Origin of the sequence: Pseudomonas sp. L7 (assembly GCF_046605565.1) — a bacterium.
GTDB lineage: Bacteria > Pseudomonadota > Gammaproteobacteria > Pseudomonadales > Pseudomonadaceae > Aquipseudomonas > Aquipseudomonas wayambapalatensis.
This window is the reverse complement of the sequence record NZ_CP176784.1, coordinates 3,602,508-3,613,408: the sequence shown is the minus strand read 5'-3', so window position 1 is coordinate 3,613,408 and position 10,901 is coordinate 3,602,508. Positions and strand designations below refer to the sequence as shown.

Genomic DNA, 10,901 nt, shown 5'->3' with positions numbered 1-10,901 from the left:
GTTGTGGGAGCGGGCTCGCCCGCGAAAAGTACACCGCAATGCATGGCGCCTGCTCTGCCGGTGTTCGCGGCGGTTCGCCGCCCTCCCAAGTCCGTGCCTACACAGTCAGCGCGTCAGGTAGACGGTGAGGGTCTGGCCGGGCTTGAGTGCCTGGCCGCTGCGCGGGTTCCAGCGCTTGAGGTGTTTCATCTCGACATTGAAACGTTTGGCAACCAGATAGTACGAGTCGCCCTTGCGCACCTTGTACTGGGTAGAGCGCTGCTTGGCTGCCGCGACACGGTTGGCCGCGGCGCTCGGGGCATTGCCACCGCGCAGGGCCAGGACCTGACCGACCTTCAGGCTGCTGCCCGAGAGACGGTTCCAGCGCTGGATGTCTTTGACCGACACACGGTTGGCCTTGGCGATGGCGCCCAGGTTGTCGCCGCGCTTGACCCGGTAACTGCTGGTCGCGGCCGGTGCCTTGGCTTCGGCGAGGGCAGCCTGGAACACGGCCTTGTTCGGTTGCAGGCTGACCAGTTGCTCGGGCTTGAGATTGGACAGGCTGCTGGTCAGCAGTTGCGCCTTGGCGGTGGGGACGAGCAGTTGCTGCGGGCCATCGACCGTCATGCGTTTCTTGAACGCGGGGTTGAGCTGGATGAGTTCGTCTTCGTCGATGTTGGCGAAGGCGGCGACGCGGGTCAGGTCGAGGCGATCGTTGATGGCGACGGCTTCGAAGTAGGGCTCGTTGGCGATGGGGCTGAGGTTGACGCCATAGGCCTGTGGCGTCAGGACCACCTGCGACAGCGCCAGCAGCTTGGGCACATAGTCGCGGGTTTCCTGGGGCAGCGGCAGGTTCCAGTAGTCGGTCGGCAAGCCGAGGCGCTCGTTGCGCTCGATCGCCCGGCTGACGGTCCCTTCACCGGCGTTGTAGGCGGCCAGGGCAAGCAGCCAGTCGCCATTGAACATGTCGTGCAGGCGGGTCAGATAGTCCAGCGCGGCGTTGGTGGAGGCGGTGATGTCGCGACGGCCGTCGTAGAAGTTGGTCTGGCGCAGGTTGAAGTGGCGCCCGGTGGACGGAATGAATTGCCACATGCCCGCCGCGTGGGCGCGGGAGTAGGCCATCGGGTTGTAGGCGCTTTCAATGGCCGGCAGCAGGGCCAGCTCAAGCGGCATGTCGCGTTCTTCGAGGCGCTCGACGATGTAGTGCAGGTAGAGGCTGCCACGCTCGCCGGCGTTCTCGAGGAAGCTCGGGTTGCTGGCGAACCACAGGCGCTGTTGCTCGATGCGCGGATTGACGTCGATGCCATCTTGCAGGGCAAAGCCCTGGCGCATGCGTTCCCAGACATCCTCGGGGGCTTTCTGCTCGGCCGGCTTGATCATCAGCGGCGCCGGTTTGTGCTTGATCCGGGCCTGGTAGTTGTGCGCGCGAACGCTGTCGGATTCGTCGACCTGACGGGTGCTCTGGCAGCCCACGAGGGTGGCAGCCAAAGCGAGTGCGCTGACCTGGGCCAGGCGCGTCAGGGCGGCGGAATGAGCGGTGCGGCGGCTACGGGAAGACATCGGCGGACACGGTTTTCCGGGCAAAAAATTTCGGCGATTCTAGAAACCGCATCCGGTTGGGTCAACCTTGGATGTCCTCCTGCGATATATCGTGAGGTTATCAGAAGCCGTCTTTCCAAGACCTCAAGGCAGCAAAAACAGCGGGTTGGGATTCGTTTGAATGTCCCTTCCATTCGTCTGCTTTTTGTTTAACGGATGTTTCAGTTGTGCGAAGAAACGGATTGGTCAGCCGCTCCAGGCCGATGGTCGAGGGCAGGGTGATGCGATTGTCGGCACGCAGGCGGGTAACCTCGTTGAAACGCTGGAGAACATCCTGGTTCTCCGGCTCTACGGCCTTGGCAAAACGCAGGTTGCTCAGGGTGTATTCGTGGGCGCAGTACACCTCGGTCGCCTCCGGCAGCTCGGCCAGGCGCTGCAGGGCAGGTTGCATCTGTTCGGGTGTGCCTTCGAACATTCGCCCGCAGCCGGCGGCGAACAGGGTGTCGCCGCTGAACAGCAGCGGGGTCGGATTCTGTGCGCTGTAATAGGCGATGTGGCCGAGGGTGTGGCCAGGTACGGCGAGCACCTCGAAGGTCAAGCCCAGTGCCGTCACGCTGTCGCCGTCGTCCAGGGCCACGTCACGGGCCGGAATGCGTTCGTTGGCCGGCCCGTAGACTTTGGCGCCGGTCGCCTGCTTGAGCTTCTCGACGCCGCCGACATGGTCGTTATGGTGGTGAGTGATGAGGATATCGGTGAGCGTCCAGCCGGCATGGGCCTCGAGCCATTGCAGCACCGGGCCGGCGTCGCCGGGGTCAACCACCGCGCACTGGCGTTTGGCAGTATCCTGTAACAACCAGATGTAGTTGTCGGAGAAAGCGGGAAGGGCATCGATCTGTATCATGGCGCGGATCCGAATCATCTGGCGTGGGACATGAAGGCATCTTAGCCGCGATGGCGTGGCCGGAGAAACCTTCGAGGGAGAATGCAATGACCGACCAAGCCTTTGCCCAGGCCGACCCCGAGTGGTTGGAGCTGATCAGCCTGGCCCGCGACTGGTTCGCCGGGCCCATCGGGCAACTGATGCTCAAGGAAGAAGAGAAACTGCTCGAAGAGGAGCTGGGCCGCTTCTTCGGTGGTTTTCTCGTGCACTATGGGCCGAGCGCCGAGACGCCGCCCAGTGCCCCGCAGGTGCAACGCACGGTACGCCTCGGCGCGCCATTGCCCGGAGTGGAGATCGTCTGCGAGGAACAGGCCTGGCCGCTGTCCGAGCATGCGGCCGATGTGGTGGTGCTGCAGCATGGCCTGGATTTCAGCCTCTCGCCCCACGGTCTGTTGCGCCAGGCTGCCAGCGCAGTACGCCCGGGTGGGCACCTGTTGATCGTTGGCATCAATCCTTGGAGCGCCTGGGGCGCGCGGCACTTTTTCGGCCGTGGAGCGCTACGCAAGGCGCGCTGCATCTCGCCGTCGCGGGTTGGCGACTGGCTCAACCTGCTGGGGTTCGCGCTGGAGAAACGCCGCTTCGGGTGCTATCGTCCGCCGCTTTCCTCCCCTGTCTGGCAACAGCGCCTGGCGGGGTGGGAGCGGATGGCCGGGGGATGGCAGACCGCAGGCGGGGGTGTTTACCTGCTGGTGGCGCGCAAGATGGTAGTAGGCCTGCGACCTCTGCCCATGGAGCGTCGCGAGCCGATGGGCAAGCTGTTGCCCCTGCCGCTGGCCAAGGTCAATCGTCGTCACAGCGAGCCCTGACCACGCCGTCCGCGATCGATAACCTGCAAGCGAACGAAGGCGGTACATGAGCGATAGCGTCGAGATCTACACCGATGGTGCCTGCAAGGGCAATCCTGGCCTGGGTGGCTGGGGCGCCCTGATCGTCTATAAGGGCGTCGAGAAGGAACTGTGGGGCGGCGAGCGCGACACCACCAACAATCGCATGGAGCTCATGGCCGCGATCTGCGCGCTGATGGCGCTCAAGCGCGAATGCGACGTGGTGTTGACCACCGACTCGCAGTACGTGATGAAAGGCATCACCGAATGGATGGGCAACTGGAAGAAACGTGGCTGGAAGACCGCCGCGAAGGAACCGGTGAAGAATGCCGACCTGTGGAAGTTGCTCGATGAACAGGTCAACCGGCACAAGGTGACCTGGAAGTGGGTGCGCGGGCATATCGGGCATCCGGGTAACGAGCGGGCCGATCAGCTGGCTAACCGCGGGGTCGATGAGTTGCGCGCGCAGGGGTGATGCAGCCTCACCTTGAACGCATCCCGCGCGCTGGAAAGTCTGAAACCCGTTTGATGTATACTCGTCCCCTTTCCCAGAAGTCGCTTGGAGCCCCCGCGTGGAGCAGCAGAACACCCGACTGATCGTCCTCGATACCGAAACCACCGGTATGCCGGTCAGCGAAGGCCACCGGATCATCGAGATCGGTTGCGTCGAGGTCATCGGCCGGCGCCTGACCGGGCGCAACTTCCACGTCTACCTGCAGCCGGACCGCGAGAGCGACGAGGGCGCCATTGGCGTTCACGGCATCACCGACGCCTTCCTGCTCGACAAGCCGCGCTTCGCCGATGTCGCCGAAGAATTCTTCGAGTACATCCAGGGCGCGCAACTGGTCATCCACAACGCGGCGTTCGACGTTGGCTTCATCAACAACGAATTTGCCTTGATGGGCCGGCAAGACCGCGCCGACATCTCCCAGCACTGCACCATCCTCGACACCCTGATGATGGCGCGCTCGCGCCATCCGGGCCAGCGCAACAGCCTCGATGCGCTGTGCAAACGCTACGGCATCGACAACTCAGGCCGCGACCTGCACGGCGCGCTGCTCGACTCGGAACTGCTGGCCGACGTCTACCTGGCGATGACCGGTGGCCAGACCAGCCTGTCGCTGGCCGGCCAGGGCGCTGAAGACAACGAAGGGCAGGGCGGCAATGGTAGCGAGATCCGCCGTATCGTCGGGCGTCAGCCGGGGCGGGTGATCATGGCCAGCGAAGAGGAGCTCGAGGCACATTCCGAGCGTCTGGCGGCGATCGCCAAGTCGGCAGGGGCACCGGCAATGTGGCAGGCACTGACCGAAACGCCAGCAGGCTGACACTGCCCATACAGTTGCCCTGAGGCTCGACTACCCTGAAATGGACACGCGTCCTTCGGAGGTAGCAGCCTGATGTACAAGGACCTCAAGTTCCCCATCCTCATCGTCCACCGTGCGATCAAGGCCGACAGTGTCGCCGGTGAGCGCATACGGGGTATCGCCGAGGAGCTCAAGCAGGATGGCTTCGCCATCCTCGCCGCCGCCGACCATGCCGAAGCGCGTCTGGTCGCCGCCACCCACCACGGCCTGGCCTGCATGCTGATCGCCGCCGAAGGCGTCGGTGACAATATCCATCTGCTGCAGAATATGGCCGAGCTGATCCACCTGGCGCGGCTGCGTGCACCGGATCTGCCGATCTTTGCCCTGGGCGAGCAGGTTACCCTGGAAAATGCACCTGCCGAGGCGATGAGCGAGCTGAACCAGTTGCGTGGCATCCTCTACCTGTTCGAAGACACTGTGCCGTTCCTGGCCCGACAGGTGGCGCGGGCTGCGCACAATTACCTCGACGGCCTGCTGCCCCCTTTCTTCAAGGCGCTGGTGCAGCACACTGCGCAATCGAACTATTCCTGGCACACGCCCGGCCACGGTGGTGGCGTGGCGTATCGCAAAAGCCCGGTGGGCCAGGCCTTTCACCAGTTCTTCGGCGAAAACACCCTGCGTTCGGATCTCTCGGTCTCGGTGCCGGAGCTGGGGTCGTTGCTCGATCACACCGGGCCGCTGGCCGAAGCCGAGGCCAGGGCTGCGCGCAATTTTGGTGCCGATCATACGTTCTTCGTCATCAATGGCACCTCGACCGCCAACAAGATCGTCTGGCACGCCATGGTCGCGCGTGACGACCTGGTGCTGGTGGACCGCAACTGCCACAAATCGGTGGTGCATGCGATCATCATGACCGGTGCCATCCCGTTGTACCTGTGCCCGGAGCGCAACGAACTGGGCATCATCGGGCCGATCCCGCTCAGCGAGTTCAGCCGCGAGTCGATCGCGGCCAAGATTCAGGCCAACCCCCTGACCCGTGGTCGTGCGCCGCGCATCCGCCTGGCGGTGGTGACCAATTCCACCTATGACGGTCTGTGCTACCACGCCGGCCAGATCAAGCAGGCCCTGGGCGCGAGTGTCGAAATACTGCATTTCGACGAGGCCTGGTTCGCCTACGCTGCTTTCCACGATTTCTTCAGCGGGCGCTATGCCATGGGCACCGCCCGCGAGGCCGACAGCCCGCTGCTGTTCAGCACGCACTCTACCCACAAGCTACTGGCTGCCTTCAGCCAGGCCTCGATGATCCACGTGCAGGACGGCGCCCTTCGCCAGCTTGACCGCGATCGCTTCAACGAGGCGTTCATGATGCATATATCGACCTCGCCCCAGTACAGCATCCTGGCATCGCTGGATGTTGCCTCGACCATGATGGAAGGCCCGGCCGGGCGATCACTGTTGCAGGAGATGTTCGACGAGGCCCTGAGCTTTCGTCGCGCGCTGGCCAACCTGCGCGCGCACATTGCGACCGATGACTGGTGGTTCAGCATCTGGCAGCCGCCGGCGGCCGAAGGTATCCAGCGCCTGGACGCGCAGGACTGGTTGCTGGAGCCCGGCGCCCAGTGGCACGGCTTTGGCGACGTGGCACAGGACTATGTGCTGCTCGATCCGCTCAAGGTGACCCTGGTGATGCCAGGGCTGACCGCCGAGGGCGTGCTCGGCGAGCATGGGATTCCAGCGGCGGTGGTGAGCAAGTTCCTCTGGGAACGTGGGTTGGTGGTAGAGAAGACCGGGCTGTACAGTTTCCTGGTGCTGTTCTCCATGGGGATCACCAAGGGCAAGTGGAGCACGCTGCTGACCGAATTGCTCGAATTCAAGCGCCACTATGACGCCAATACGGCCCTGCAGCTGTGCCTGCCCAGCGTCGTGGCCGTCGCACCGTTACGATATCAGCGGCTGGGCCTGCGCGACCTGTGCGAGCAATTGCACGACTGCTACCGTGCCAATGCCACGGCCAAGCAGCTCAAGCGCCTGTTCACCCGCTTGCCCGAAGTGGCCATGAGCCCGGGGCAGGCGTACGACCGGATGGTCAAGGGGGAGGTCGAAGCCGTGCCGATCGAGCAATTGCTCGGGCGCATCTCGGCGGTGATGCTGGTGCCTTATCCGCCAGGTATTCCGCTGATCATGCCGGGCGAACGCTTCACCGAGGCGACCCGTTCGATCCTCGACTACCTGGCCTTCGCCCGAGCCTTCGACAGGGGCTTTCCCGGCTTCGTTGCCGATGTCCATGGCCTGCAGCATGAAGGCGAGGGGCCCTACACGGTGGATTGCCTCACGGAATGCGGATGATCTCGACGCCGCTCTGGGCCAGTTCGAAGCGGTCTTCACCCAGGTAATTGACCCGGTCGCCGATGGCCAGGCGATAGGTGGTGATCGGCGCGCCAAGGGTGCTGCCGTCCGCCTGCAAGGTCGACTCCTGGAATTCATGCACCGGGTAGATGCGGCCTTCGGCGTCGCGGGCGTGGAATTGGCCGACCAGTACTGCTGCCATGTAGGTTGAAACCTCTGAAATATGGAGAAATATCTGCAGACATAGACCAGCGAAGGGGGCGGGAAGTTTTCTTGTTACGGAAAAAAACCTCGAGGGTGAAGAAGGGTCATCTATAACTACACAGTTCCCCTTTCCCAGCAGAGGATGCAAATCGCCATGAGCCAGGTCTATTCGGTAGCGGTCGTTGTCGGCAGCTTGCGCAAGGACTCCTACAACCGCAAGGTGGCCCGCGCCCTTTCGGAGCTGGCGCCGTCCAGCCTTAGGTTGAAAATCATCGAGATCGGTGATCTGCCGTTGTACAACGAGGATGTCGAGGCCGCGGGTGTGCCGGCACCCTGGCAGCGTTTTCGCGACGAGATCCGCCGCAGCGATGCAGTGCTGTTCGTCACCCCGGAGTACAACCGCTCGGTGCCGGGGGCGTTGAAGAACGCCATCGATGTTGGCTCGCGACCTTACGGGCAGAGTGCCTGGGGCGGCAAGCCGACGGCGGTGGCCAGTGTGTCGCCGGGGGCGATCGGTGGCTTTGGTGCCAACCATGCATTGCGCCAATCGCTGGTCTTTCTCGACATGCCCTGCATGCAGATGCCCGAAGCCTACATCGGAGGCGCGGAGACACTGTTCGACGAGGCGGGCAAGCTCAGCGACAAGACTCGGCCGTTCCTGCAGGCATTCATTGACCGGTTTGCCGCGTGGGTGAAGCTGAATCGGGCGGTCTGATAGCGCTCGTTATCCTTTTCGCGGGCAAGTCGCAGTGGCTGTTCGCCGCTGCGACGTGCCCGCGAATGCGTCATTGCCCATCCATCACACGCCTTGCGGCATTTCCCCCTTGGCCAGCCGCCGATTGATATCGGCAACCACCTCCGGCAGCTCGTTGATGGTGTCGATCAGGTAGTGCGGTCGCGAACCCTCGAACAGCGTATGAATGCGCTTGCGCTCCTGCTCCAGTTGCTCGGCACTCAGCGCCTGGTATTGCTCCCAAGTCAGCCCCAGCGCATTGCCCGAGCACACCAGCGCCACTGTCCACATCCCGGCACGACGGCCTTCCAGAATGCCTGGTACGGTGTCGTCCACCTTCACGCACGCGGCGACATCGTCGATGCCCAGGGCAATGACGTTGGCCAGGGCCTGGGCCGGCCATGGGCGACCGTTGGGCGTTTCGTCGGTGGCCACCACGTGATCGGCGACATAGCCATTGCGTGCTGCCAGCTCTACCACCTTGTCCATCACCACTTTCGGGTAGCCCGAACACGAGCCGATCTTCAGGCCCTCGTTGCGCAGCCCGGTGAGAGTGTCCAGTGCACCGGGAATCAGCGCCGAGTGCACGGCGATCTTCTCGATCTGCAGGGGCATGAAACGTTCGTAGATGGCCGTGACGTCATCATCGGTCGGGGTACGGCCAAATGCCTTGCGGTAACGCTCGGCGATTTCCGGCACATCGCACAGGGTGCGGATATGGTCCCATTTGCCCATGCCCATCGGGCCGCGGGCCTCATCGATGGATACCTCGACATCGAATTCGGCAAAGGCCTCGACGAAGATCTGGGTCGGGGCGAAGGAGCCGAAGTCGACGACGGTGCCGGCCCAATCGAGGATGGCGGCTTGCAGCTGGGTGGGGTTGCTGTAGTTCATGTGCGCGATTTCCTTCAATGAGGTGGGCAAAGGGGTCAGATATCCAGCACTTCCATTTCCCGCAGCACCTGTGCCACGGCATCGACGGCGGCCTGCATGCCCGCCGCACCGACCACACCGATGCAGCCGACGCGGAAGGTCTCGACCTGGGTCAGCTTGCCGGGATAGAGAATGAAACCCTTGGCCTTGACCCGCTCGTAGAAGTCCTTGAACTGGTAACGGGCGTCCGTGGGGGCGTGGAAGGTGACGATGATCGGTGCCTGGATGTCGGTGGGCAGGAAGCTGCGCAGGCCGATCCTGGCCATGCCGTCGAGCAGGGTCCGGCAGTTGTTGGCGTAGCGTTGATGGCGCGCTGGCAGGCCGCCTTCTTCAGCGTACTGTTGCAGTGCTTCGTGCAGTGCCGCGACCACGTGGGTCGGCGGGGTGAAGCGCCACTGGCCGGTCTTGGCCATGTAGGTGTGCTGGTCGTGAAGGTCCATGGCCAGCGAGTGGGCGTTGCCTTCGGCAGCGGCCAGGGCATTTTTCTCGGCGAAGACGAAGCCCATCCCGGGCACACCCTCCAGGCATTTGCCGGAGGCGGCGATCAGTGCTTCGAACGGCACTTCACGGGCATCGATGGGTAGCGCGCCGAAGGAACTCATGGCATCGATGATCAGGCGTTTGCCGTGGTGCTTGACGACCTGGGCGATTTGGTCGAGCGGATTGAGAATGCCGGTGCTGGTTTCGCAGTGAATCAGTGCCACGTGGGTCACGGCCGGGTCGGCGGCGAGCAGGCGATCGACGTCGGCGGCGGTGGTCGGTTGGTCTTCGGCGGTTTCGAAGGTGCTGTAGTTGCGGCCCAGCACCTTGCAGATCTTCGCCAGGCGCTGGCCATACGCACCGTTGATCAGTACCAGGACCTTGCCATCACGCGGCACGAGGGTGCCGATGGCCGCTTCCACGGCAAAGGTGCCGCTGCCTTGCAGGGGCACACAGTGGTGGCTGGCGCTGGCGTCCAGAATCGCCAGCAATTGCTCGCAGACGCTGGCGGTCAGTTGGTTGAAGTCACGGTCCCAGGAGCCCCAGTCCACCAGCATGGCCTGGCGGGTGCGGATCGAAGTGGTCAGTGGGCCGGGGGTCAGCAGAATCGGGGCGCTGGTCATTGCGGGGCTTCCTCGCAGGCAGTGGGCTGAAACGACGGGGCTAGGTTGCAATTCGCTCAGTCATCAATCAAATTGTTTGTTGTTATGCCAGCCATAAGTCAGGCCGATAAATGAACCTGTTCCAACTCCGTGCCTTCGATGCCGTTGCCCGCGAGGGCAGCTTCACCCGTGCTGCGGCGCGCCTGTTCATCAGCCAGCCGGCGGTGACCGGGCACGTCAAGGCGCTCGAGGAGCATTACCAGATCACCCTGCTGCGCCGCACCGCACGGCGTGTCGAGCTGACCGAGGAGGGTACGCGTCTGGCGGCCATTACCCGGGCCATGTTCGGCCTGGCCGAAGAGGCCCAGGCGATGCTCGAAGCGAATCGTCAGTTGCTGACCGGGCGTCTGGAGGTCGCAGCAGACGGGCCGCACCGGGTCATGCCGATGCTGGCGCTATTGCGCGACCGCTACCCTGGCATCACCGTCAACCTGCGCCTGGGCAATGCCCAGGAAACCCTGGCGGCGTTGCTGTCCGAGCATGCCGATGTGGCGGTGCTGACCGAGGTGGAGCCGCGCAAGGGCCTGTATCTGCAGAGCCTGGGCGAGTCGCGTCTTTGCGCCTTGCTGCCGGTCGGTCATCCCTGGGCCGCCGAGCTGGGGGAGCTGGCGCTGAGTGCCCTGGACAAGCAGATCATGGTGCTGCGTGAGCCTTCGTCGATCACGCGGCAAACCTTCGACCAGGCGTGTGCCCAGGCCGGGGTGCAGCCGCGCGTGCTGCTGGAGCTGGACAGCCGAGAGGCTGTGACCGAGGCTGTGGCGGCCGAACTGGGCATCGGTATCGTTTCGTCGGTGGAAGTGGCGCACGATCCACGGGTGGTGGCGCGGCCCATGCTTGGCGAGGGACTGCTCAACCGGCACATGATCGGCTGTCTAGAGCGTCGCCATGAGTTGCGCCTGATTCAGGCATTTCTAGGATTGGCCGTAGCGATTTGAGGACGAGCATTTGCGGTAGCTT

Annotated in this window: 11 protein-coding genes; 6 read left to right on the top strand and 5 right to left on the bottom strand. The window is 63.6% G+C overall.

Translation table 11 applies throughout. The features are described from left to right. Positions 1-105: 105 nt before the first annotated feature. Both ACK3BK_RS16685 and gloB read right to left on the bottom strand, forming a co-directional pair. Positions 106-1,539: a lytic transglycosylase domain-containing protein gene (locus tag ACK3BK_RS16685; protein WP_186708008.1), complete on the bottom strand. Its 1,434-nt coding sequence runs from the start codon at positions 1,537-1,539 to the stop codon at positions 106-108. Between the two features lie 100 nt (positions 1,540-1,639). Then, positions 1,640-2,419, bottom strand: a complete 780-nt coding sequence (gene gloB / locus ACK3BK_RS16680) for a hydroxyacylglutathione hydrolase (protein WP_186708010.1) — start codon at positions 2,417-2,419, stop codon at positions 1,640-1,642. Between the two features lie 86 nt (positions 2,420-2,505). Here gloB and ACK3BK_RS16675 point away from each other — a divergent pair, with 86 nt between their 5' ends. The 4 genes from ACK3BK_RS16675 (at position 2,506) to ACK3BK_RS16660 (ending at position 6,932) form a co-directional block, all read left to right on the top strand. After that, positions 2,506-3,264 carry an SAM-dependent methyltransferase gene (locus ACK3BK_RS16675; RefSeq protein ID WP_186666175.1) on the top strand — a complete coding sequence of 253 codons (759 nt, stop codon included), beginning with the start codon at positions 2,506-2,508 and terminating at the stop codon, positions 3,262-3,264. A gap of 46 nt (positions 3,265-3,310) precedes the next feature. Beyond that, positions 3,311-3,757 (top strand): ribonuclease HI, encoded by a 447-nt coding sequence (gene rnhA, locus ACK3BK_RS16670; RefSeq protein ID WP_186666174.1) that lies wholly within the window; start codon positions 3,311-3,313, stop codon positions 3,755-3,757. Positions 3,758-3,905: 148 nt separating this feature from the next. Next, positions 3,906-4,607 (top strand): DNA polymerase III subunit epsilon, encoded by a 702-nt coding sequence (gene dnaQ / locus ACK3BK_RS16665; RefSeq protein WP_411384483.1) that lies wholly within the window; start codon positions 3,906-3,908, stop codon positions 4,605-4,607. Positions 4,608-4,679: 72 nt separating this feature from the next. Further along, positions 4,680-6,932, top strand: a complete 2,253-nt coding sequence (locus ACK3BK_RS16660; RefSeq protein ID WP_411382917.1) for an Orn/Lys/Arg decarboxylase N-terminal domain-containing protein — start codon at positions 4,680-4,682, stop codon at positions 6,930-6,932. Here ACK3BK_RS16660 and ACK3BK_RS16655 read toward each other — a convergent pair. Continuing rightward, positions 6,916-7,134 (bottom strand): hypothetical protein, encoded by a 219-nt coding sequence (locus ACK3BK_RS16655; RefSeq protein ID WP_054894341.1) that lies wholly within the window; start codon positions 7,132-7,134, stop codon positions 6,916-6,918. The genes ACK3BK_RS16660 and ACK3BK_RS16655 overlap by 17 nt on opposite strands. A gap of 156 nt (positions 7,135-7,290) precedes the next feature. Between ACK3BK_RS16655 and ACK3BK_RS16650 the strand changes: the two genes are divergently transcribed. Beyond that, entirely contained in the window at positions 7,291-7,851 is a 561-nt protein-coding gene (locus tag ACK3BK_RS16650) for an NADPH-dependent FMN reductase (RefSeq protein ID WP_288375965.1), read from the top strand. Between the two features lie 84 nt (positions 7,852-7,935). On the opposite strand, the gene phnX is transcribed toward ACK3BK_RS16650, so the two are convergent. Further along, positions 7,936-8,763 carry a phosphonoacetaldehyde hydrolase gene (gene phnX / locus ACK3BK_RS16645; RefSeq protein WP_186720052.1) on the bottom strand — a complete coding sequence of 276 codons (828 nt, stop codon included), beginning with the start codon at positions 8,761-8,763 and terminating at the stop codon, positions 7,936-7,938. 35 nt (positions 8,764-8,798) lie between these two features. Continuing rightward, positions 8,799-9,905: a 2-aminoethylphosphonate--pyruvate transaminase gene (locus ACK3BK_RS16640; protein ID WP_186666168.1), complete on the bottom strand. Its 1,107-nt coding sequence runs from the start codon at positions 9,903-9,905 to the stop codon at positions 8,799-8,801. Between the two features lie 110 nt (positions 9,906-10,015). On the opposite strand from ACK3BK_RS16640, the gene ACK3BK_RS16635 reads away from it, so the two are divergent. Then, a complete protein-coding gene (locus ACK3BK_RS16635; RefSeq protein WP_411382916.1) occupies positions 10,016-10,879 on the top strand; it encodes a LysR substrate-binding domain-containing protein in 864 nt (287 codons plus the stop codon). The last annotated feature ends 22 nt before the right edge of the window (positions 10,880-10,901 follow it).

Coding starts and splice junctions, on each gene's coding strand:
- ACK3BK_RS16685 (WP_186708008.1), bottom strand. CDS start 1,539: ATGTCTTCCCGTAGCCGCCGCACCGCTCATTCCGCCGCCCTGACGCGC.
- gloB (WP_186708010.1), bottom strand. CDS start 2,419: ATGATACAGATCGATGCCCTTCCCGCTTTCTCCGACAACTACATCTGG.
- ACK3BK_RS16675 (WP_186666175.1), top strand. CDS start 2,506: ATGACCGACCAAGCCTTTGCCCAGGCCGACCCCGAGTGGTTGGAGCTG.
- rnhA (WP_186666174.1), top strand. CDS start 3,311: ATGAGCGATAGCGTCGAGATCTACACCGATGGTGCCTGCAAGGGCAAT.
- dnaQ (WP_411384483.1), top strand. CDS start 3,906: ATGCCGGTCAGCGAAGGCCACCGGATCATCGAGATCGGTTGCGTCGAG.
- ACK3BK_RS16660 (WP_411382917.1), top strand. CDS start 4,680: ATGTACAAGGACCTCAAGTTCCCCATCCTCATCGTCCACCGTGCGATC.
- ACK3BK_RS16655 (WP_054894341.1), bottom strand. CDS start 7,134: ATGGCAGCAGTACTGGTCGGCCAATTCCACGCCCGCGACGCCGAAGGC.
- ACK3BK_RS16650 (WP_288375965.1), top strand. CDS start 7,291: ATGAGCCAGGTCTATTCGGTAGCGGTCGTTGTCGGCAGCTTGCGCAAG.
- phnX (WP_186720052.1), bottom strand. CDS start 8,763: ATGAACTACAGCAACCCCACCCAGCTGCAAGCCGCCATCCTCGATTGG.
- ACK3BK_RS16640 (WP_186666168.1), bottom strand. CDS start 9,905: ATGACCAGCGCCCCGATTCTGCTGACCCCCGGCCCACTGACCACTTCG.
- ACK3BK_RS16635 (WP_411382916.1), top strand. CDS start 10,016: ATGAACCTGTTCCAACTCCGTGCCTTCGATGCCGTTGCCCGCGAGGGC.